The organism is Faecalibacterium prausnitzii (genome assembly GCF_003324185.1).
GTDB classification, from domain to species: domain Bacteria; phylum Bacillota; class Clostridia; order Oscillospirales; family Ruminococcaceae; genus Faecalibacterium; species Faecalibacterium prausnitzii.
In genome coordinates, this window is sequence record NZ_PXUP01000001.1 from 1 (window position 1) to 21,061 (window position 21,061).

The window sequence follows — 21,061 nt, forward strand, 5'->3', positions numbered from 1 at the left end:
TGTTCGTCCAGAATTACCTTGCCGGAAAATTCATCGTGCTGGTAAACGAGGTACGCTTCGATGGCGGTGTAGTCCGAATTCTTAGAGGCGATATGCTTCAGCGTTGCCATACAGTTCACCCAGAACTTTCTCGGCGTGGAGCCGGAATGCGGTCAGGTCTGCAAGTTCTTCAAGGAGTTTCGCCCGCAGCTGTTCAGTGTCTGCGCCGCCGGAGTTGAAGTGTCGTGCGAGTTGGTTCAAATTTCCGCCCACCCTGCTGCACTGGGCAAGCAGGGTGGAAACGGCAGTCAGGGTTTCTTCTCCGCCGCCGGTAACGACAACAGTGCGCTCGATCTTCGCACTGTGCAGCGCACGGCGGATGAGGGTGGACAGGGAGAGATGAAGGAGTTTTGCTGTGCATTGGAGTTCCATCTTTTCAGTTTCCGTCACTCGGAACTTGATGATGTGCGTTTTGTTGTTCGGCATGTCGTGGCGGTGGGTCGTGCTGGGATTCGCTTTGACATTCGTTTTGTTCATTGAACCTCCTGTCTGTTCGATAACTCCTCGGTGAAGTTATGGAAACACGACACGCCGTTGCTGTTCGCGCTGCAGGGCGCGAACTATGAGCAGGGTTTGGGGCAGGCACGCCCCAACAAGATCACTTTGAAAACTCGCAAGAGTTTGAAAAGTGAAGTCCCGGTGGAACACAAAATTTTCAAGAATTGAAAATTTGTGGCCACGGGACGGTTCTTGCCCTCTACCGCTGCGCTCAAAACCATTTCTGGGTAATTGTTTCCGAATGGTTAAGACGCAAAAATAAGTAGAGGGTTCCGCTGCTCGTGTATGTTGATCGCCGTTTGCTCCGAACGAAGTTCCTACCCCTGTTTTGCAGCGGCGTTGACAAAAAGTCGGTATCACGTCCGGTCGGCTCATGAAATTTTCAATGTGCAGCTCCCGTAAAAGAAAAATACCGCCCACGCAGCGCAGCGATGATTTTGTCGGGTGAATCGGCGGCAAAATGAATCGGGTGTGTTGCGGGGCGGTAGCTTCTTTCGTGGATTTTTCCTCACTGAAGTGGTGGGGCTCACGGTGATAACCAACCACTTTTGCAGAAGATTTGCAATCAATCTACAAGTTCAGTGGGATTTGTGATAGAGAATATCATGGTTCGTAGGGTACGTCAAGATGATTCCGAAGAAATTATTTATGAATGGAGACAATAGTAAGACTTCTATTATGAATATGATACACTTTACATCATGAAAGAATTTAAGCTGCACAAAGATGATTCAAGCGGATGTGCAATGTGCACAATAAGTTTTCTACAGCAAAATACAGATGTGGTCATTTAGCTCTTTTACCAGACAACTTTTTTTATAAAATAAAAAAAGTTGTTGACTTGAAATTGCTTGAAATGTTATCTTGTTGGTAACAAAAGCACGGTGAAGTGCTTGCTACCACACGAAAAGGCAAAACAAAAAAGGAGAGTAAAATGATGAAAAAGCGTATTGCGGCGTTGGTCACCGCCGGTGTCCTTGCTTTGTCGATGCTTACCGGCTGCGGAAGCAAACAGGAGAGCTGGAAAGTTACCTGCCCGTGGGCACCGTCTGGTGTAGCAGCGATGGTCAGCCAAAAGGCTGCTGCCAAGTCCCCTGATTATTCTGATAATAAAATCACACTGGTTGCTGAAGCCGTCAAGGGCGATGCTGCTACTGTCAACACTTGGGTGTCCAGTACTAAGGCAAATGATAAGGAACTGGTCTTCGCCGGTGAGGGTCTGTTCGCCATTACCGAGACTCTGGATCCGGCCAAGCTGCAGTTCAGCTACGACGATTTTGAGTTCGTGGAGAACTTGTACTCCTCCGTCTTCGTCCTGTCCGCTGATTCTTCACTGAACCTCAAGAATCTGGACGATCTGGAGGCCTATGTCAAGGCAGGCAACCCCGTATCCGTGGCCGTTAACGGCGCTACCGGCTCCGAGGCTTTCCTGGCAGCGGCTCTGTTCGGCTCTATGGGTGCCGGCGACCAGCTGAAACTGACTCCGTACCAGTCCGCTGCGGAGGCTGCACAGGCTGTAGCTAAGGGTGAAACGAACTTCGCGGTCTCTCACCAGTCTCAGATTCTTGAGACCTACCAGCAGGGCGGCGTTGATGTGGTTTGCGCATTCGATGACAAGGCTATCGAAAACGGCCCCTTCGCAGGCGTTGAGGGCGTTGGCTCCAAGGGCTACCCCTACTTCCGCAACCGCTGCTTTGTCATGGCTCGCAAAGGTACTGACGCCGCAAAGGTTGCCGAGCTGAAAGAGCTGTATGATAAGATCCTCGCCGATGATGAGATGGTCGAGTGGCTGAACGACACCATGCTGCTGGAAGTCGATACCATGACCGAGGACGATGTGAAGGCTCACATTGAGAACGTCAAGAGCATCGTCGAGCAGTATAAGGACATCGTGGCAGGCTGATAAAAAGCCCTCATAGCGACAAAAAGCTGAAGCAGGGGGAACGGGGACATCCCCTTCTCCCTGCTTTTATGTTTCCAAAAGGAGTTGAAACAAGTGAAAAATCTGATAGAACGTGCCGAAGCAAAACTGGATGAATGGGGCGCAAAGCTCGAACAGAAGAACATCGAGTACCCGGTAGACCTGATTTGCGGCATTCTGTTTCTGGTCATTGGCATCGTGCTGCTGCTCATCATGCCGCAGCAGGTGCAGATCTCGGAAAAAGACGTTGTGAATGGCCGCGCTTTCCCGACGATGCTGATTTGGCTCATGCTGGCCATGAGCGCCCTTCTGGTGGGCCGCGAGGCATACAACATGGTGATGCACCGCCCGACCAAAACTAAAACGCTGAATCTTTTGGTGGAAACAAAAGCACTCGTCATCGTCCTCATTCTGGTGGTCACTTATCTGCTGGCAGAGGTCACGGATCTGTTTGTTGTGGGCGCTGTATTCTGCGCACTGGCATTTCTGGTCTTTTTCCGCTGCAAGAAACCCCTTTACTATGCCATCACAGTTTCAATGGCTGTGCTGATCTGGGTCGTGTTCCACTTTGTGCTGAATGTTAGTTTCTGAGGAGGCAGAATATGGGTTTGTTTGACTTTATCGGCCCGGCCTCCGGGCTGCTTTTCACCCTCGAAAATATCATCTGGATAAACCTCGGCGTCTTTATTGGCTGCGTGTTCGCGGCCATCCCGGGATTAAGTGTTATCCTCTGCATCATCCTATTCCTGCCTGTCACTTATACCATGCGTGCGATTCCCGGCATGATGTTCCTGTTGGGCATTTACTGCGCAGGTGGCTATGGTGGATCGGTATCGGCTATCCTTATCAACACGCCGGGTACGCCCCACGCGGCGGCTACTATGCTGGACGGCTATCCGCTGTCCAAAATGGGCCGCACTAAGGCGGCGTTGAAAATTGCACTTTATGCATCTACCTTTGGCGGTATCTTCTCTGCGCTGGTGCTGCTCTTCCTCGGCCCTCAGGTCGCAAAAATTTCGGCACAGCTCGGCACGGCGGAGTACTTTATGGTCTGCCTGTTCGGCATGACGATTATTGCAGGCGTTTCTGGTAAGAGCCTTGTCAAGGGCATCATCGCCGCCTGCCTTGGTTTGCTTATTTCCTGTGTGGGCGCAGACCCCATGACCAGCTATGACCGCTTTACATTTGGTATTCCCCGTCTGTATCTGGGTCTTGACCTTGCCGTTACCCTCATCGGTTTGTTCGCACTGGTGGAAATCATTGGCAAGGCAGAGCTGAAGCGGAATGAGTTGAACCTTCACGCCGGAAAAATCGGCAATGATGACGGCAAAATCACAAAAGATGAATACAAGCGGATGTTCCGACCAGTGCTGATGGGTTCTATCATCGGTTCCTGTGTTGGTATCGTACCTGGCACGGGTGCGTCGGAGGCCTCGTGGTTCTCCTACAACACTGCGAAGAACCTGTCCAAGCATCCCGAGGAATTCGGCCACGGTTCTGTGGAGGGCGTTGCGGCTGCTGAGTCTGCCAACAATGCCGTCTGTGGCGCGACCCTGATTCCCTTGCTGACGCTGGGCATCCCCGGCGACGGCTGCGTGGCCATCATGTTGTCGGCCCTGATGATAAATGGCCTGAACCCCGGTCTCTCGCTGTTCACCACCGACGGCGCTATCATGTATGCCATCATGCTGGGCCTTATCCTCGTGAACATCTTCATGTTCCTGCAGGGCAAATACCTGACTAGCCTGTTTGCAAAGGTCGTCTCCATCCCTCAGCAGATCTTGACTCCCATCATCGTGATTTTCTGTTTCGCCGGTGCTTACTCGGTGAACAGCAGCTATTTTGATTTGAGCGTTGCGCTGGTGTTCGGCGTGATGGCGTGGTTCATGCGCAAGCTGGAGCTGCCCGCTGTCCCTGTGCTGCTGGGCATGGTGCTGGGCAATATGACCGAGACGAACTTCCGCCGCGCCCTGCTCATCTCGGATGGAAGTCCCAAAATCTTCTTCAGCAGTGTGTATTGCTGGATTTTTATCGCGCTAATCGTGGTGGTTATCATCGGCATCCTGCGCGGCAAGATGAAGGAAACGAAGAACGCGAAAGTGGAACAGTAAAAGGAGGTAAAGACCGTGGCATATAACATTATTTTCTACTTCAGTGACCAGCAGCGCTGGGATACCTGCGGCTGCTTCGGCCAGCCGCTCAACGTCACACCCAATCTGGACAAGCTGGCAGAGGAGGGCGTAAAATTTGACAATGCTTTCTCTCCCCAGCCGGTGTGCGGCCCTTGCCGCGCCCTATTCCAGACCGGAAAATACCCCACTGAGACAGGCTGTTTCCGCAATAACCTGATGCTGCCCTCGAATATCAAGACTCTGGGCGAGTATATGGAAAAAGATGCCGGCTACGAAACTGCCTATGTCGGCAAGTGGCATCTGGCCTCGGATGGCGAGCTGGAAAAGAAGCCGACCATTGACCATACCATTACAGCCGTTCCGTTGGAGTTGCGCGGCGGCTACACCGGCTACTGGCGTGCAGCCGATGTGCTGGAATTTACCTCCCACGGCTACGACGGCTATGTGTTCGACGAGAACAACAACCGCATCGATTTTAAGGGCTACCGTGCTGACTGCATCAACCAGTTCGCGCTGGACTACCTCGACCAGTACACCGGCGAAAAGCCCTTCTTCATGACCGTATCCCAAATTGAGCCGCACCATCAGAATGACCACAACCACTACGAAGGCCCCAACGGCTCGAAGCAGCGATTTGCGGATTTTGTCCTCCCCGAAGACTTGAAGGCTCTGGGCGGCAATGCAGCAGAAGAGTATCCGGATTATCTGGGACAGTGCGCAAGCCTCGACGAGAACCTCGGCAAGCTGGTGGAAAAACTGAAAGAAAAGGGTCTGTATGAGAATACTGTTATCCTTTACGCTTCCGACCATGGCTCTCATTTCAAGACCCGCAACCGCGACGCCCATCTGAACGGATACGATGACTATAAGCGCTCGTGCCACGACGGCTGCCTGCATGTGCCGCTGGTCATCTGCGGCGGCCCGTTCAAGGGCGGCAAGGAAGTCACCGAGCTGGTCAGCACCGAGAGCATCCCCAAGACTCTGTTGGCTTTGGCAGGCGTGGATGTCGGCGACAAGATGATCGGCGAAAATCTGCTTGACGTTGTGGAAAAGAAAAATCATAATAGAGCTAATGAGGTCTACGCCCAAATCTCGGAGAGCCGCTGCGGCCGCTGCATCCGCACGGCAGATTATATGTACTCTGTCTATGCCCCCGGTGTCAATGGCGGCGAGGCTGCGGCATCTGATGTGTATGCGGACGACTTCCTCTATGATATGCAGAAAGACCCGTGGCAGCTGAACAATGTTGTCGCAGATCCTGCATACGCCGACGTCAAAGCGGAGCTTCGTGAGCGCTTGCTGAACTGGATACAGCACGCAGAAGGCACCCGCCCCACCATCACCGACTGAAAAGGAGCGTTTGCCCATGCTCTCGGCTGCTGAGAAAAAATCTGCTCAGGTATATCGTTGGCTTCTGGCTTATATCGACGAAAACAAGTTTTCTGGAAATCAACGACTGCCCTCGGAAAATGCACTCTGCCGAAAGCTGGGCGTCAGCCGGGAAACGATTCGAGTTGCCATTGACCGATTGGTGAATGAAGGAATCGTGTACAAAGTCAAAGGGAGCGGCACCTATTTCCACCGGGAAAAGGTGATGACGCGCGATTTGAACACCGAGGATGCACTTTATAAGATCGGCCTTGTTTTGCAAGGTCAGGATACGAGTGCAAATTCGGGATTAATCGAAGGGGTTCGCAGTGTCCTGACGCAGGAGCAGGTTGACCTCCATGTATTTCTGACCGATAACAAATTCTGCAACGAACGCCGCTGTCTGGAGACTGTGGTACATCAGAATTTTCACGGTTTCATCGTGGATGGTGTCAAATCGAGCATCCTCAGCCCAAATCTTGACTGCTACAAGGAGCTTTACCGACGTAAGATCCCGGTGATATTCTACAACAACTTCTATCGGAACTTGCGCTGCCCCCGCGTAACGATCAATGATATCGAATGTGCCCATCAGCTGATAGAACGCCTGATGGATGCCGGACACAGCCACATTGCAGGCATCTTCGTGTACGACAACTACCAGAGCGTAGAAAAGTTTCAAGGCATGGCGGAAGCGATGCGAAATCGTGGTTTGGAACTGAACGATGATTACATCAAGTGGTGTATTTCGGACGAAGCCCACAACGAAAGCTATGTCCGTTCCATTGAAAGATTTCTGAAGAGCATCCCTAAATGCACCGCTATCGTCTGCTGCAACTACATCATCTATCGGCTGGTCATGAAAACCCTGCAGAAAATGGGGAAGACTGTACCCGAAGATTATTCGCTGGTCTGTTTTGATTATTCCGAAGAAACTTATCGGCAGGAGGATGTTACCTGCTCCGTGGAGCAAGGCTTCGAGATGGGACGTCAGCTTGCGCTGCGGCTTATGGAGATGATTTCCACCGGCGAATGCGATGACCGGAACTACACTTATGTCATGAAGCCCATCCTCTACGATGGCCATTCCATCCGGAAGCTCAAAAAGGTAAAATAAAGATTCTCCCGGAGGCAGTACTGCTCTCCGGGAGAATCTCTTTACCGGTTTTGTTGTGCCAGAAAATGTGCAGCAGTATGCAGGCGCGGAAGCACATAGGCAAAGAACTGCTTATACGCTGCGCAAAAGCGGTTGCTTCCAGAGGCGTCCCAATCTCGCTTGCATCCGCCCCGGCAGAGCAGCTGATAAGCACATGCTGCGCATTCCGCCGGGCGTTTGCGGCCCTGTGCCAGAAATGTCTGGCTTGTGGGAGAATCAAGCGCATCTTCAACGGTACAGTGGCTCAGATTTCCCAGCTTCCACTCATCCAGAACATAAAAGTCACAGGGATAAAGGCTTCCGTCACCTTCTACGGTAAGATAATGTCCACAGGAACCGGAGGAAGCGCAGGAGGTAGGCGGCATTCCCAGCAGGATACGCAGATAGTCCTCAAAATTGCGAACGCTGATATAATTGCCTCGTTGCAGCTGCTGATACCAATTATCAAAGACGCCGCACAGAAAACGACCATAAAGTTCCGGCGTTAGAGAATATGCCTGCCCTCCAATCGTATCAAGTGGGTCAAGACATGGGATGAATTGCAGATTGTGCTGTCCCAACTCGCAGAGGCTTTTGAAGGCTCGCTGCGGCTTTCTGGCCAGCTGTCCGGTCACAACACAGAGCAGATTCGTTTCGACCCTGTAGGCATCCAGCAGCGCAAGCGCATGAGTTACTTTATCCCATGTGCCCTGCCCAGCTGCGTCCAGCCGATAGAGATCATGGTTCTCCTGTGTGCCGTCCAGAGAGAGGCCTACGAGGAAAGAGTTGGCTTTGAAAAAGGAAGCCCACTCTTCATCCAGACAAATGCCATTGGTCTGGATGCTGTGGAACACAGAGATATTGCGCTGCATGGAACGCTCCGTTTCCAGAAAGAACCGGAAGAAATCCAACCCGGCAAGAGTCGGTTCGCCGCCCTGAAACAGAAAATGGACGCTGCCGCCTTCCTCTGTGGCTGCAAAAGCCTTTTCAACCAGTTCTCCTGCCATTTCATGGGAAAGCAGTCCCATATTTTTGCAGGCTCGGCTGTTGGAAACATCGTCATAAAAGCAGTACCGGCAACGCAGATTGCACAGGCTGGACGCTGGCTTGACGAGAAATGTATTATGTTTCATAGAGATTCCCTCCGTGCTTCGCAGTTCTTAAAACAAGGATACCGGAAAATACGGGCTTTCGCAAGCAGTAACAGTTAAAAGCTGTTTGAAATAGTAAGAAAACGAATATAGTTGTCCGAAAATCAAAAAAGGAGAAGAAAACTTGTATGGATGAAAATAAAACATACGGTACACGGTCAGCACGGCTTTGGAAGCTGTTTTTGAGTACGCTGTACATTAGCAGCTTTACCTTCGGCGGCGGCTTTGTCATCGTGACCTTTATGAAGAAAAAATTTGTAGATGAGCTGCACTGGATCGATGAACAGGAAATGCTGGATATGACAGCGTTGGCGCAGTCCTCTCCGGGCGCAATCGCGGTCAATGCTGCAATTCTGGTAGGTTGGCAGGTAGAAGGCTTGATTGGAATGATCGTGGCAGTGTTGGGCACCATCATCCCACCTATGGTCATTCTTTCAATCATTTCTGTGTTCTACAATGCTTTTGCCACCAATCGCTATATCGCGTTGTTACTCAAGGGAATGCAGGCTGGTGTGGCGGCGGTCATTCTGGATGTTGTATTCGACCTCGGCGGCAAGGTGCTGAAGATCCGCTCATGGGTGTATATTGCCCTGATGGTCGCAGCGTTTGTCGCAAATACGGTGTTTGATGTCAATGTGGTGGTGGTCATCCTTGCCGCTGCAGTATTCGGCGTGGTGCTGGCTCTGGTCCAGTGGAAAAAAGGTGGTGCAAAATGATCTACTTACAGCTTTTTCTCAGCTTTTTGCAGGTGGGTATGTTCAGCGTAGGCGGCGGCTATGCGGCCATGCCGCTGATCCAGAGCCAAGTGGTGGAACAACATGGCTGGCTGACGATGCAGGAGTTTACTGACCTCATCACGATTGCAGAAATGACCCCTGGTCCCATTGCGGTCAACTCGGCAACTTTTGTTGGTTTGCGTATCGCGCAGGTACCCGGAGCCATCATTGCAACACTAGGTTGCATTACACCGGCGCTGTTCTTTGTTTCACTTCTATCCTACATCTATCGTAAATACAAGGATATCTCTCTGCTGCAAAGTGTTCTGGCATGCCTGCGTCCGGTCATTGTAGCGCTTATCTTTGGTGCAGGTCTTTCTATACTGTCTATGGTGGTGTTCGGAGAGAGTGCAAAGGCGCTCGCCAACGTAGACTGGATCGGCATCGGCAGTTTTGCATCGGCATTTTTTGTCCTACGGAAGCTCAAGTGGAATCCCATCCTGACCATGTGCCTGTGCGGCGTGGCCGGGCTTGGACTTCACATTTTGCTCGGAATATAATCTTAAGACAATTTGTCTGTTGGAATCATGAAAATAAATCATTGGGCTTGCAATCAGGGCAAAGCTGTGGTATATACATTATACGAAACATTGCTTTGATGAACGTATTACCGTTCAATGACGTATAAAATGGAGGTGCCCGCCATGACTGCCGTGATCTATGCTCGCTATTCCTCGGACAACCAGCGCGAAGAATCCATCGAAGGCCAGATCCGGGAATGCACGGCTTATGCCGAGAAAAACGGCATCACCATCGTCAAGCACTATATTGACCGTGCTATCTCCGCCAAGACGGACAACCGCCCGGAGTTCCAGCAGATGATTAAGGACAGCGACAAGACGCTGTTTGACATTGTGCTGGTCTGGAAGCTGGACCGGTTTGCTCGGAACCGCTACGACAGTGCCCGGTATAAGACCCAACTGAAGAAGAACGGCGTCAAGCTCATGTCTGCCACCGAGATCATCTCCGAGGGGCCGGAGGGCATTATTCTGGAATCTGTGCTGGAAGGTTATGCCGAGTATTATTCCGCTGACCTTGCCGAGAAGGTCGTGCGTGGACAGACCGAGAACATCCTGAAAGGCCGCTGCAACGGTGGCCGTGGAACCTTTGGGTACACGCTGGATTCCGAGCGGAAGTTCCACATCGACCCTCTCACCTCGCCTTTTGTGCTTGAATCGTTCAAGAAGTACAATGAAGGCTCCACTATGAAGGAGATTCGGGACTGGCTGAACGAAAACGGCATCAAGAACCCGGTGGGCGGTGCATTTACTTATAACAGCGTTGAACATATGCTCAAGAACCGGCGGTACATCGGAGAACTGAAATTCCGGGATGTTGTCGTACCGGATGCTATCCCGCCCATCATTCCACTGGAACTGTTTGAGGATGTGCAGGAGAAGATCGCAAAAAACAAGAAAGCCCCTGCCCGTAGAAAGGCAGAGGACGATTATCTGCTCACCACCAAGCTGTTCTGCGGCTACTGTGGGGCGTTGATGTTTGGCGAGAGCGGCACAAGCCGGACGGGTGAAATTCACCGCTACTATAAATGTGCTACTGCCAAAAAGCACAAGGGCTGCAAGAAAAAGACCGTCCGCAAACAGTGGCTGGAAGATTTGGTAGTCAACCAGACCATGCAGCTTGTGAAAGACGATGCCGCTATGGAATCCATCATCGCCAAGGTGATGGAACTGCAAAATAAGGAGAACACTAACATTCCACTCTATGAGAAGCAGCTTCGGGATGCGGAATCTGGTATCCAGAATATGCTGAACGCGATTCAAGCTGGAATCCTAACCAGTTCCACCAAGGAGCGGCTGGAGCAGCTGGAAGAAACCAAGCGTGAGCTTGAAGCCCGCATTGCGGAAGAAAAGCTGGCGAAGCCGAAAGTGACCGAAGAATTCATTCGGTTCTGGCTGCTGCGGTTCCGTAAGCTGGATATGAGCCTGAAAGACCAGCGGCAGGCGTTGGTGGATACCTTCATCAATTCGATTTACCTGTATGATGATAAGGTTTTGATAACCTTCAATTATAAAGAAGGCACACAGACCGTGACCTTTGGAGAAGCGACAGAAGTTGCATCCGAGGGAAATGGTTCGGATTTGGATTGCTTTACTGCACCAAGGACTGCTGCACAGGTTATGTGCAGCAGTCCTTTTTATTTATTTTATCGAATCCATCTTGCAAAAGCAGCGCAGTGCCTTATAATAGAGGCTGTGCCCCGGTGTGCGCGGGTACGGTTAGGATGTATAGGATAAAGGAAAAAAGTATGAGTTCTCAAACGAATACGCTGACGGAAGGCCCTCTGGCCAAGCAGATCTTTCTGGTCAGTCTGCCGCTGGCGCTTTCCAACCTGCTGCAGGTGCTGTTCAATATGTCGGACGTGGCGGTGGTGGGGCGCTTTGCCGGGTCCACGGCGCTGGGCGCCGTGGGCTCCACCAGCACGCTGGTGACCCTGTTCACCGGCTTTCTCATCGGCCTGAGCAACGGCATCAACGTGCTGGTGGCGCGTTTTTACGGTGCGCGCCACCCCAAGGACGTGGAAAAGACCGTCCACTCGGCGGCCATCATCAGCGCCGTTGCCGGTGTGGCGTTGCTGCTCATCGGTCTGCTGGGTTCCCCTGCCATGCTGCGGCTGCTGAACACCAAAGAGGATCTGCTGCCCGGCGCGATTTTGTATCTGCGGGTGTATTTTCTGGGTATGCCGGCGCTGGCGCTGTACAACTTCGGCAACGCGGTGTTCAGCTCCATCGGCGACACCAAAAAGCCGCTGATATATCTGTCCATTGCCGGTGCCCTGAACATTGCACTGAACCTGTTCTTTGTCATCGTGTGCGATCTGAGCGTGGTGGGCGTGGCGCTGGCCAGCGCCATCAGCCAGTGCGTTTCCGCGTTTCTGATCCTGCGGGCGCTGACCCGGGTGCAGGACTGCTACGCGCTGGACCCGCACAAATTACAGCTGGACCCGGTGCAGGCCAAGAGCATCCTTGCGCTGGGCGTACCTGCCGGGCTGCAGAATGCCATTTTTGCCATTGCCAACCTGTTCATTCAGGCGGGCGTCAACTCCTTTGACTCTTTGATGGTCAAGGGCAACAGCGCCGCCGCCAACGCGGATGGGCTGATCTACGACTGCATGGCGGCCTTCTACATGGCCTGCGCCAGCTTTATGAGCCAGAACTACGGCGCGGGACGGCCTGACCGGGTGAAGAAGAGCTACTTCATCAGTCTGGGCTACTCCTTCGGCGTGGGGCTTGTACTGGGCGCGGCGCTGTTCTTCTGCGGGCCGGCCTTCCTTGAGCTGTTCACCACCGAAGCGGCGGTCATTGATGCCGGCATGAAGCGTGTAGCTGTGATGGCCTTTGCCTACGGCATCTCGGCCTTTATGGACTGCACCATCGCCGCCTCCCGCGGGCTGGGCAAGACGGTGGTGCCCACCGTCATCGTGGTGCTGGGCTCCTGCGTATTCCGGGTGATCTGGGTGTACACCATCTTTGCCCACTTCCACACCATCCCGGCACTGTACCTGCTGTACCCGTGCAGCTGGATACTGACCGCGCTGGCGGAGATCGCCTATTTCGCCAGCTGCTACAAGCGTGCCATGGCGATTTTCCGCAAGCCCGCGGCGGCGTAAGAGGAAATATGATATAAAAAGGGCTGCTGCACGGTTTGTGCAGCAGCCCTTTATTTATGCTTTTGTCAGGGGGTCAGAGCGCAGCTCAGATCTCCTTCTTCAGGGTCTCGCCCATGATGTAGCCGTAGGTCAGAGCGGCGTCGAAGCCCATGCCGTACTGCTTGGCGTCCTTCTCCTCGATGGAGCCGCAGACGTCGCCGGCAGCGTACAGGCCGGGGATGGCCTTCTTGTCCTCGGTCAGGACGTGGCAATCGGTGTCGATGGCCAGACCTGCGGTGGTCAGGTAGAAGGTGGGGTCAACGCGGATGGCCCACAGACCGTCGCGGGTCTCGATGTAGGGGCAGTTGCGGCGGCCGAACTCATCGGGCTCGCCAGCCAGAGCGGCGGCGTTGTTTGCCTCGATGGCGTCTGCCAGATTGGGCAGGTTCAGCTCCTCAGAGGCCTTCTCCACGCTGTCGTAGTGCACAGCCTCGCCCTTCTCGAACATGGCAACGTAACCGTTGAAGCCGTAGGACTCGCTGTCGCGCAGCTTGACGGCAGAGGACTCGTCGAACACATAGTAGAAGGTGTCGCCGTTGTCCTTGTTCAGCTTTGCCTTGGCCATGGTGTAGTGGTTATCGGAGACGATGTTGCCGATGTTGTCGCCCTTGATGTTGACCATGATGCCGGGGGCAGACTGGTGGATGAAGGCCAGCTCGAACTTGCTCTTGTAGCTGGACAGGAAGGCGGGCAGAGCGCGGTTCTCGCACTCCACATAGCCGCCGGCGTCGATACCCATCTGGATGCCCTCGCCGGTCATGCTGGAGGCGCAATTGAAGAAGAAGTCGGCGTAGTCGGGGCTGTACTTCTTCAGCATTTCGGGGTTCTTGGCAAAACCGCCGGAAGCAAGGCAGACCGCCTTGCCGCGCAGGGTATAGCTTGCGCCGTTCTCGCCCTTGGCGTGGAAGCCCACAACACGGCCGCTTTCGTCCTTGATCAGGTCGGTGACGCTGGTGGAGTAGATGATCTTGCCCTTCTCGTACTTCTCCACGCGCTGTGCCATGAACATCATGGCGTAGCCTGCGCCGCCCTCGTAGCAGCCGGGTGCCAGATACGGGGTGGAAGCGCCGTACTGGGTAGCGCTTTCGTAGTTGCCCATGGTGTTGAAGCCGATGCCGATGCCTGCCATCCAGTCCACCAGATCACCGGCGACGGTGTACTGCTTGGTCATGTAGGGCATTTCACCGTTGAAGAACTCGGTGCGGTGGTACTTCTCCATGGTCTGCCAGAAGTTCATCATGCCCTCCAGCGTGCCCATGGCAGAGCTGCGGAAGCTGCCGTCCACATCGTAGTTGTACTGCAGCTTGGAGCCTGCGGTGGCAACGCCGCCGTAGGTCATGGACATGGAGCCGCCGGGGATATCGCGCTTCTCCACCAGAATGACGCTGTAGCCGGCCTCCAGCAGGCGGCAGGCGCAGGTCAGGCCGGAGGTGCCGGCACCCATGATGACGACATCAGCCTCTTCCTCGATGACCTCGTTGGAAGCAGCGATGGTGACCTCCTTGGAGAAGTCGTCCACGTTATAACCGGCCAGCTCGATGGCCTCCTTCACAGCTGCCTTGACAGCCATGGAGGTGATGGAGGAGCCGCGCAGGTTGGGCACGTTGACACTCTGGTGCTCGACGATGGCGGCGGGGATGCGGGAGCAGGCATAGTTGCCGATGCCGATGGTCTCCTCGTGAGACAGCACCTCACAGGCAGTGATCTTGCCGTCAAAGAAGGTGGTGGCAACGTGCACCCAGCTTTCGTGACCCATTGCCTTGGTGACGTACTTGCCGTCTACCGGGGAGGAGGGCTTGGTCACAGCGGAGGAGGCAGCAGAGGAAGCTGCGGAGGAAGCGGGAGCACCGGTGGTGCTGGAAGCGGAGTTGCCGCAGGCGGTCAGCAGACCGGCAGCAGCTGCGCCCATGGTGCCCACAGCGGCACCGCGCATAAAGTTGCGACGAGAGATCTTAGCCATAAGGTTCGCCTTTCTTTTTCTTTTCTCTTCTTTTTTGCGTTTTTCCTGTTCCTTCGTGCATTTTGAACATTGATACGATTATAGCAAAGTTTTGCCCCGGTGTGAAATACAAATTTGTGTCAGAATTTATCAAATCTCTTTATAAATCGTTTTCCCTTTACGGCCTGTGCGGAATCCTGTATAATAAAGATGACCAGCTTTTTACACAAGGAGGGGCGCCGTTCTATGACGATTTACCAGTTGGAGTGCTTTATTGCCGTAGCAGAGGAGCTGAATTTCAGCGCCGCCGCCGAGCGGCTGTTCACCACCCAGCCCGCCATCACCTACCAGATCAATGCACTGGAAAAGGAGACCGGGCTGCGCCTGTTCGAGCGCACCACCCGCCGCACCAAGCTGACCGCTGCCGGGCAGTCCTTTTATCTGGACATGGTGCAGATGACCAGCTTTGGGCGGCAGGCGCTGAAGAAGGCGCAGGATATTCAGGACGCCGACCGCTCCCACCTGACCGTCGGGCTGCGGCAGCTGTTCGATTACAGCACCTTTTCCAGCATTCTGGCCCAGTTCCAGCACCAGTTTCCCAACGCCTGCGTAGACGTTGTGCCGCAGGACAACCGCCGCCCGCTGGAACAGCTGCGCTCCGGGCAGCTGGATATCGGCTTTTTCTACGCCACCGAGCACTCCCGCGACCGGGACATCTCCTTTACGCCCCTGTTCGCCCTGGGCTACCATGTGCTGATGAATCCCAACTCTCCCCTTGCCGACCGGCGGGCGCTGCATCTGGCAGACCTGAAGGGGCAGAGCGTGGTGTCCTCCGGCGCGTTCGACAGCTTTCTGTCCGCCTGTCAGGGGCCGTCGCTGGAGCAGCTGGCGCAGGTGGGGGTGGATTGCAGCAAGATCACCCCCAGCTTTGAGGGTGCGCTGATCATGATCCAGATGGGCACCGCCATGTCCATTGTGCCCTGCCTGTCCACGGCGGTGATCCCGGGCATCGTCAAGGTGCCGCTGCTGGATTTTCCCCCGGTGACTGTGGAGATCGCCGCCATGCGCCACGCACCCCGGCTGGAGGTGCAGTCCTTTATCGAGATCGCCAAGCAGAAATACGCCCATCACCCCGACCCGCTGCGGATGGAGGCGCTGATCTGAGACGCAGCTGCTACTGTTCAAAAGTCCCCTTGTGTCATAGGGCTTCGCCGCCTGTTCTGAACAGCAGCTCCTGCCCTGTAAAAGCAGAAAACCGGACAGCCTGCGGGCTGTCCGGTTTTCTGTGCTATCGAAAGGTTTTACTGATAATCGTGGTTGAGGAACAGGGCCTTGATGACCACCACCTCGTCATATTCCTCCTGCTCCACCTCCACGTCCGCGTTCAAGGATTTCAGGCGCGCCTTGACTGCATCCAGTGCCTCGGGCACGGTGACAGCACGGCCCTCCTCCACGGCGTCCATCATCTGCTTAAGCACGATGGGGTGGGCGTACCAGCTTTTCACCGGGAAAGCACCGTGGGGGTAGTGCTTGACATACTCTGCCATGGCTGCCTCGGCCTTTTCAGCACGCTTCATGATGGCGTTGTTGTTATTGTGGGCGGTGGGCAGCATATTGTAGCTGGAAAACAGGAAGATGGCGGCAAAGCCGAACAGCGCAAAGTACACGCCGTAGCTGCCGGTGTGGCTGAACACGGAATACAGACCGTAGGCCGCAGCCGCAACGCCCAGCACAAAGATGGCCAGCGCCACATAGCGGTACACCGGCTTGCTTTGCAGCTGCGCACGCTTGCGGCGCTGGGCAGCGCTCAGCTCGGCAGAAAGTTCCGGCTTTGCATCCAGATACTCCTTTGCCCGGCGCAGCACGGTAAGGCTGTGCTGCGCGTCCTCGGAAAGCTCCGGCAGCTTGCGGGCGGCCTTTTCGGCAGCCTTTTTCTCCAGCGCCTGCTCACCGGCAGCGCTCAGCAGATGCAGCTGCGGCTGCTCCTTGGCAAGCACTTCCAGCAGGGCGTCCACGTCCCGCTCGTCCTTGAAGTTGCACTGCTTCTGCTTGCCGCCGTCGTACTCCACCACAAGATAGGCCATGGAGGCAAACACGCCCTTGCCGGAAAAGCCGCCGGAGCTCATAGCCACCCGCTTGAACACCCGGGTGATGCTGCCGTAGGGCAGATAATAGCGGCGGTCGATGTAAAAGCTGTTCAGGTACAGCGCCTTTTTGCCTACGCCGCAGGGGCCGATCTTCCGGCAGGCTTTTTTGTCTGCCTCCAGCTCCTGCGGGTCAAGCTTTGCCATGCCCAGCTGTGCGGGTTTGAAAATCATGGGTAGTTCCCTTCTTTGCTTTAAATTCTACGCCCCTATTTTCCCACGGGACGGGGGCAATTGCAAGCCCTGATTTTTTCAAAAAACAGCGCCCGCCGCTGTACGGTCAGGCAGCGGCGGGCGCAAGTTACTTACGGAAATATGGAGCCGTCAGTTCCTTATGCCTTGGAAGTAGAGCTCTTCTTGGTAGCATGGAGGAACAGAGCCAGCATTGCGATGGCAAAGACGATGCCGATGGGGTAAGCAACGGCGGTGTTGTAAGCCACCAGCTTGCCGTCCGCATAGGTGTTGATCATCTTGCCCAGGCACTCGGGAGCCAGCACGAAGTAGGTGCAGGACACAGCGCTCATGAAGGTTGCAGGCACGGCGGTGATCCAGAAGTTCTTCTTCTCCTTGAACAGGTACATGGAAGCAGCCCACAGGACGATCATAGCCAGCGTCTGGTTGGTCCAGCTGAAGTAACGCCAGATGACGGTGTAGTTGATGAAGCCCAGTGCGTTGCCGATGCCAAGGAAGGCACCAACGCCCAGCACGGGGACACACAGCTTCAGGCGGTTTGCGTAGCTGTCCTGATCGATCTTGAGCCAGTCGGCCAGAGTCAGACGAGCGGAACGGAATGCAGTATCACCAGAGGTGATGGGGCAGATAACGACACCGATCATAGCCAGTGCCACGCCGACATTACCCATGGTCTTGAGGCAGACGTCGTAGATAGCAGCAGACTGACCGGCAGCCAGAGCCTCGGCCAGACCGACCATCTTGCCATCGGTGATGGTGTACAGTGCGCAGCCGGCAGCAGCCCAGATCAGAGCGATGATGCCCTCGCTGACCATTGCACCGTAGAATACGAAGTGACCCTGCTTCTCACTCTTCATGCAGCGAGCCATCAGAGGCGACTGGGTGGAGTGGAAACCGGAGATAGCACCACAGGCAACGGTGATGAACATGAAGCTCCAGATAGGAGTGTTGGAGGGGTGCATATTGCTGAAGTTTGCCCAGATCTCGGGGATGGTGTAGGCGGGGTTGGTGAAGATACCAAAGATAACGCCCACAGCCATGATGATCAGGCAGATGCCGAACACAGGGTAGATCTTACCGATGATGGCATCAATGGAGATAAAGGTTGCGATGAAGTAGTACACCAGAATGATGATCAGCCAGAACAGGGTGGTGGTCAGCACGCCGGACATACCGCCGTTCTTGCACAGGGTAACGATCAGGCCTGCGGGGCCGACTGCGAACACAGTACCGACCATGATCAGCAGCACCACAGAGAACACACGCATGATGTTCTGCATCACGGGGCCCAGATAGCGGCCGGTGACCTCGGCGATGGAAGCGCCCTCATTGCGCTCACTCATCATGCCGGAGAAGTAGTCATGTACGCCGCCGGCAAAGATGGTGCCGAAGGTGATCCACAGGAACACCACGGGACCCCACAGAGCACCCTGCAGTGCACCAAAGATGGGGCCCAGACCTGCAATGTTCAGCAGCTGGACGAGGAACAGCTTCCACTGGGGCATCACAACGTAGTCAACGCCATCGTTGATGCGCACAGCAGGAGTTTCGCGGTCGTCCGGTCCGAACGTGTTGTCCACGATCTTACCATAGACAAAGTAGCCTACGATCAGAAGTGCCAGACACAGTAAGAAACTAATCATACCAGAAACCTCCTTTTGAATTTCAGCCGCCGACAGCTTATGCCATACTGCGGCTATGACCGATCTCTGGCTTCATGTTAACACCTTTTTCATAATTGTGTTAATATTTTTTAGGTATGGTTCCTATATCAAAAAGTATATGGCCGCTCATTTTATTTGTTTGCGTAAACTTTCATTTTGTGGCGATGGTTCGTTTTAATTTGCTCTATTGTTTCTCAAAAATATTCTTCCGGGAACGGTCAAACCCGCCCCCGCCAAACTTTGCGCCGCCTTTTTGTGCACTTTGCTTAATCGTTTGCGATTTTCTCCCCAAAACGTGGAATTTGAGACGAAAAGAAGGGAAATCTGCCCCCTCTCGTGAAAATGCAATGTCGGGCAGCCCGCAGGCTGCCCGACATTGCTCTAATTAATTATAAATAATTCTTCCGCTGCAACAACGACGACCGCCGCCAGCGGCGGAAACAGGGAGGAGTTGTTGGGGCAGCGGCCAGCAAGACGCGCGTGCCGCCCAAGGCACGATGCGGATGCTGGGTGCCGCAACCCGGAAGACGCGGCGCGCATTTCAAATCTTCTTCCACCCGCTGTCCTTAATGGTGGCATCCGCCTGCTTGTGCAGCAGTTGCACAAACAGCTGCTCCTCCGGCTGCAAAGGCTCCCGCTCCGGGTACACCAGCACATCCCGCATCTGCTGCTTCTGCGCCGGGCAGTTATGCAGTGCCAGATGGTACTGCTCCAGCGCGCGCTGCGGCATGGGAGACGACCACATATAGGCCGTGGGCAGGTTTTGCAGAATGGAGAACTGGCTGCACCGCTCGTACACATGGATCCGGCGGTTGGGGTTCGCCTGCCAGCGGGAGACGGTGCTCTCCTCCCCGGGCAGATGGGCGTCGCCGTGCAGCACCTCGATGTAATCGTTCAGTTCGTCCAGCTCGCGCACCTGCCGCCGCGCCAGCGGGCTGTCCTGACTGGTGAGCAGCAGGTAGGAAAACTCCATGATAGGCTCCTGCCGCAGACCGTGGCGCTGGCAGTAGCGCAGATAGTAGTCCTCGTCCTCGGCGGCATAGCGCAGCAGCGCTATGTGGTAGCCCTGCCGCAGCACAAAATCCAAAGCTTCAATGGCACCGCTCTCCCGGATATGCACCCGCAGCTGCTCGCTGCGGGCTGCCTGCTGCAAAAAATCCACCGCCGCATAGGAGGCGTAGGTGGCATGGGTCAGCACCACCCGCAGCTCGGCGCAGCTGCGCTGCTGGTGCGCCTCCTGCTTCAGCTCGTCCACCTGCTGCAGCACCCGCTGCGCCTGCCGGATGAACCGTTTGCCCTGCTCGGTGGGGATCATACCCGTGGAGGAGCGCTCAAAGATGCGCAACCCGTATTCCTCTTCCAGGTTCTTCAGTGCCTTGCTGACGTTGGGCTGCGCCGCGTACAGCTGCTTTGCCGCCGCCGACACCGACCCCCATTTCATGATGGCTACCAGATACCGCAGTTCCGTAATATTCATGAACCCCTCCACGTTGTTTGCAGTCGTAACTGTATTGTAACAATTTCTCCGCATCGCTGTCAAGCGGGGGAGAATAAACCCTCTCAGTCCGCTCCCCCTTGCACCAAAGCCCACGGGTGCTATATAATAAGGAAAAACACAAAGGAGGGGCTGTACCATGCCGGAATACCGCGTGCTGCGCATTGACGAGCAGCTGTACGGCTGCGAGGAGCTGCCCGCCGGGCAGCCGGTGCTGTGCGATGTGACCCTGACCGATGCCGCCGGGGCTGCCTGTATTCTGCCCTACCCGGACAGGGAGCTGACATGTCTTGGCATCGACGAGGGAGACACCGTCTGTCTGCTGCCGGACGGCACCCTGCACAAGCTGTAAGGAGTAATTTTATGCATAATATCTATTTCACCCGCCACGGCGAGACGGTATGGAACGTGGAAAATAAGATCTGCGGCATGACCGACAGCCCGCTGACCGCCCGCGGGCAGCAGCAGGCGCGGCAGCTGGGCGAGCTTGTCCGGGACAGCGGCCTGCACATCGACGAGATCTTGTACTCTCCCCTCTCCCGCGCCGCCGACACCGCAAAAGCCATTGCCGCCGCTACCGGTCTGCCCGCCCGCTGCGAGCCCCGCCTGCGGGAGCAGTGCTTCGGCAAATACGAGGGCACGCCCCGGGACGGTGCGGAGTTCCGCATCTCCAAGACCCACTTTGCCGACCGCTATGACGGCGGCGAAAGCATGATGCAGCTGGCGCAGCGCATCTACAACCTGCTGGACGAATTGAAAGCCGACACCGGCAAGACTTATCTGCTGGTGGCGCACAACGGCATCGCCCGGGTGGTGCACTCCTATTTTTACGACATGACCAACGAGGAGTACGCCGCTGCGGGCATCAAAAACTGCCAGCTGGTGGAGTACACCTTTGAATAACAGGAAAGCCGCCAGGGTCCCGGCGGCTTTTCTGTTA

19 protein-coding genes and 1 pseudogene are annotated in these 21,061 nt (G+C 55.0%); 12 read left to right on the plus strand and 8 right to left on the minus strand.

Annotated elements, in window-relative coordinates:
• The 3 genes and pseudogenes from C7J97_RS15305 to C7J97_RS15130 form a co-directional block, all read right to left on the minus strand.
• Window positions 1-110, minus strand: a pseudogene (locus C7J97_RS15305) (relaxase/mobilization nuclease domain-containing protein); the annotation flags it as partial.
• Window positions 82-516, minus strand: a complete 435-nt coding sequence (locus tag C7J97_RS00010; protein WP_113991661.1) for a plasmid mobilization protein — start codon at window positions 514-516, stop codon at window positions 82-84. The gene C7J97_RS00010 and the pseudogene C7J97_RS15305, both read right to left, overlap by 29 nt.
• Before the next feature lie 36 nt (window positions 517-552).
• Window positions 553-1,083, minus strand: a complete 531-nt coding sequence (locus tag C7J97_RS15130) for a hypothetical protein (protein WP_207657552.1) — start codon at window positions 1,081-1,083, stop codon at window positions 553-555.
• Window positions 1,084-1,471: 388 nt separating this feature from the next.
• Here C7J97_RS15130 and C7J97_RS00020 point away from each other — a divergent pair, with 388 nt between their 5' ends.
• From C7J97_RS00020 to C7J97_RS00040, 5 genes are all read left to right on the plus strand, one after another.
• Window positions 1,472-2,440, plus strand: a complete 969-nt coding sequence (locus C7J97_RS00020) for a tripartite tricarboxylate transporter substrate-binding protein (protein ID WP_005941123.1) — start codon at window positions 1,472-1,474, stop codon at window positions 2,438-2,440.
• Between the two features lie 93 nt (window positions 2,441-2,533).
• Window positions 2,534-3,049, plus strand: a complete 516-nt coding sequence (locus tag C7J97_RS00025) for a tripartite tricarboxylate transporter TctB family protein (RefSeq protein ID WP_113991662.1) — start codon at window positions 2,534-2,536, stop codon at window positions 3,047-3,049.
• A gap of 11 nt (window positions 3,050-3,060) precedes the next feature.
• Complete coding sequence (locus C7J97_RS00030; RefSeq protein WP_015536705.1) at window positions 3,061-4,569, plus strand: tripartite tricarboxylate transporter permease; 1,509 nt, start codon at window positions 3,061-3,063, stop codon at window positions 4,567-4,569.
• A gap of 15 nt (window positions 4,570-4,584) precedes the next feature.
• Window positions 4,585-5,940: a sulfatase family protein gene (locus tag C7J97_RS00035; RefSeq protein WP_097776425.1), complete on the plus strand. Its 1,356-nt coding sequence runs from the start codon at window positions 4,585-4,587 to the stop codon at window positions 5,938-5,940.
• Window positions 5,941-5,956: 16 nt separating this feature from the next.
• Entirely contained in the window at window positions 5,957-7,075 is a 1,119-nt protein-coding gene (locus tag C7J97_RS00040) for a GntR family transcriptional regulator (protein WP_113991663.1), read from the plus strand.
• A gap of 41 nt (window positions 7,076-7,116) precedes the next feature.
• Here C7J97_RS00040 and C7J97_RS00045 read toward each other — a convergent pair whose 3' ends face one another.
• Window positions 7,117-8,226 carry an anaerobic sulfatase maturase gene (locus tag C7J97_RS00045; protein WP_113991664.1) on the minus strand — a complete coding sequence of 370 codons (1,110 nt, stop codon included), beginning with the start codon at window positions 8,224-8,226 and terminating at the stop codon, window positions 7,117-7,119.
• Between the two features lie 146 nt (window positions 8,227-8,372).
• Between C7J97_RS00045 and C7J97_RS00050 the strand changes: the two genes are divergently transcribed.
• The 4 genes from C7J97_RS00050 (at window position 8,373) to C7J97_RS00065 (ending at window position 12,648) form a co-directional block, all read left to right on the plus strand.
• The gene (locus C7J97_RS00050; protein ID WP_113991665.1) at window positions 8,373-8,960 is read left to right on the plus strand and encodes a chromate transporter; all 588 of its coding nucleotides are present in this window, start codon (window positions 8,373-8,375) and stop codon (window positions 8,958-8,960) included.
• Window positions 8,957-9,520 (plus strand): chromate transporter, encoded by a 564-nt coding sequence (locus C7J97_RS00055; RefSeq protein ID WP_113991666.1) that lies wholly within the window; start codon window positions 8,957-8,959, stop codon window positions 9,518-9,520. Before C7J97_RS00050 ends, C7J97_RS00055 begins: the two co-directional genes overlap by 4 nt.
• 144 nt (window positions 9,521-9,664) lie before the next feature.
• Window positions 9,665-11,275, plus strand: coding sequence for a recombinase family protein (locus C7J97_RS00060; protein WP_242983408.1), 1,611 nt, complete (start codon window positions 9,665-9,667; stop codon window positions 11,273-11,275).
• 11 nt (window positions 11,276-11,286) lie between these two features.
• Window positions 11,287-12,648: an MATE family efflux transporter gene (locus tag C7J97_RS00065; RefSeq protein WP_113991667.1), complete on the plus strand. Its 1,362-nt coding sequence runs from the start codon at window positions 11,287-11,289 to the stop codon at window positions 12,646-12,648.
• Window positions 12,649-12,733: 85 nt separating this feature from the next.
• Here the strand turns inward: C7J97_RS00065 and C7J97_RS00070 are convergent, their stop codons facing one another.
• Entirely contained in the window at window positions 12,734-14,647 is a 1,914-nt protein-coding gene (locus C7J97_RS00070) for an FAD-dependent oxidoreductase (RefSeq protein ID WP_005924459.1), read from the minus strand.
• A 225-nt stretch (window positions 14,648-14,872) separates the two neighbouring features.
• Between C7J97_RS00070 and C7J97_RS00075 the strand changes: the two genes are divergently transcribed.
• Window positions 14,873-15,790: a LysR family transcriptional regulator gene (locus C7J97_RS00075; protein ID WP_242983392.1), complete on the plus strand. Its 918-nt coding sequence runs from the start codon at window positions 14,873-14,875 to the stop codon at window positions 15,788-15,790.
• A gap of 137 nt (window positions 15,791-15,927) precedes the next feature.
• On the opposite strand, the gene C7J97_RS00080 is transcribed toward C7J97_RS00075, so the two are convergent.
• The 3 genes from C7J97_RS00080 to C7J97_RS00090 form a co-directional block, all read right to left on the minus strand.
• Window positions 15,928-16,944 carry an ATPase P gene (locus tag C7J97_RS00080; protein WP_097785121.1) on the minus strand — a complete coding sequence of 339 codons (1,017 nt, stop codon included), beginning with the start codon at window positions 16,942-16,944 and terminating at the stop codon, window positions 15,928-15,930.
• A gap of 158 nt (window positions 16,945-17,102) precedes the next feature.
• On the minus strand, window positions 17,103-18,605 hold the full coding sequence (locus C7J97_RS00085; RefSeq protein WP_113991669.1) for a carbon starvation CstA family protein: 1,503 nt from the start codon (window positions 18,603-18,605) through the stop codon (window positions 17,103-17,105).
• A 562-nt stretch (window positions 18,606-19,167) separates the two neighbouring features.
• The gene (locus C7J97_RS00090) at window positions 19,168-20,103 is read right to left on the minus strand and encodes a LysR family transcriptional regulator (RefSeq protein WP_097782740.1); all 936 of its coding nucleotides are present in this window, start codon (window positions 20,101-20,103) and stop codon (window positions 19,168-19,170) included.
• A 157-nt stretch (window positions 20,104-20,260) separates the two neighbouring features.
• On the opposite strand from C7J97_RS00090, the gene C7J97_RS00095 reads away from it, so the two are divergent.
• Both C7J97_RS00095 and C7J97_RS00100 read left to right on the plus strand, forming a co-directional pair.
• Entirely contained in the window at window positions 20,261-20,473 is a 213-nt protein-coding gene (locus C7J97_RS00095; RefSeq protein WP_113991670.1) for a hypothetical protein, read from the plus strand.
• 11 nt (window positions 20,474-20,484) lie between these two features.
• Window positions 20,485-21,024: a histidine phosphatase family protein gene (locus tag C7J97_RS00100; RefSeq protein WP_097782741.1), complete on the plus strand. Its 540-nt coding sequence runs from the start codon at window positions 20,485-20,487 to the stop codon at window positions 21,022-21,024.
• The last annotated feature ends 37 nt before the right edge of the window (window positions 21,025-21,061 follow it).

Excerpts from the sequence above, each read along its gene's own strand:
- C7J97_RS00085 (WP_113991669.1), bottom strand. The coding sequence starts at position 18,605 with ATGATTAGTTTCTTACTGTGTCTGGCACTTCTGATCGTAGGCTACTTT.
- C7J97_RS00100 (WP_097782741.1), top strand. The coding sequence starts at position 20,485 with ATGCATAATATCTATTTCACCCGCCACGGCGAGACGGTATGGAACGTG.
- C7J97_RS00055 (WP_113991666.1), top strand. The coding sequence starts at position 8,957 with ATGATCTACTTACAGCTTTTTCTCAGCTTTTTGCAGGTGGGTATGTTC.
- C7J97_RS00095 (WP_113991670.1), top strand. The coding sequence starts at position 20,261 with ATGCCGGAATACCGCGTGCTGCGCATTGACGAGCAGCTGTACGGCTGC.
- C7J97_RS00050 (WP_113991665.1), top strand. The coding sequence starts at position 8,373 with ATGGATGAAAATAAAACATACGGTACACGGTCAGCACGGCTTTGGAAG.
- C7J97_RS00030 (WP_015536705.1), top strand. The coding sequence starts at position 3,061 with ATGGGTTTGTTTGACTTTATCGGCCCGGCCTCCGGGCTGCTTTTCACC.
- C7J97_RS00045 (WP_113991664.1), bottom strand. The coding sequence starts at position 8,226 with ATGAAACATAATACATTTCTCGTCAAGCCAGCGTCCAGCCTGTGCAAT.
- C7J97_RS00010 (WP_113991661.1), bottom strand. The coding sequence starts at position 516 with ATGAACAAAACGAATGTCAAAGCGAATCCCAGCACGACCCACCGCCAC.
- C7J97_RS00075 (WP_242983392.1), top strand. The coding sequence starts at position 14,873 with ATGACGATTTACCAGTTGGAGTGCTTTATTGCCGTAGCAGAGGAGCTG.
- C7J97_RS00020 (WP_005941123.1), top strand. The coding sequence starts at position 1,472 with ATGATGAAAAAGCGTATTGCGGCGTTGGTCACCGCCGGTGTCCTTGCT.
- C7J97_RS00090 (WP_097782740.1), bottom strand. The coding sequence starts at position 20,103 with ATGAATATTACGGAACTGCGGTATCTGGTAGCCATCATGAAATGGGGG.
- C7J97_RS00060 (WP_242983408.1), top strand. The coding sequence starts at position 9,665 with ATGACTGCCGTGATCTATGCTCGCTATTCCTCGGACAACCAGCGCGAA.
- C7J97_RS00080 (WP_097785121.1), bottom strand. The coding sequence starts at position 16,944 with ATGATTTTCAAACCCGCACAGCTGGGCATGGCAAAGCTTGACCCGCAG.
- C7J97_RS00065 (WP_113991667.1), top strand. The coding sequence starts at position 11,287 with ATGAGTTCTCAAACGAATACGCTGACGGAAGGCCCTCTGGCCAAGCAG.
- C7J97_RS00040 (WP_113991663.1), top strand. The coding sequence starts at position 5,957 with ATGCTCTCGGCTGCTGAGAAAAAATCTGCTCAGGTATATCGTTGGCTT.
- C7J97_RS00070 (WP_005924459.1), bottom strand. The coding sequence starts at position 14,647 with ATGGCTAAGATCTCTCGTCGCAACTTTATGCGCGGTGCCGCTGTGGGC.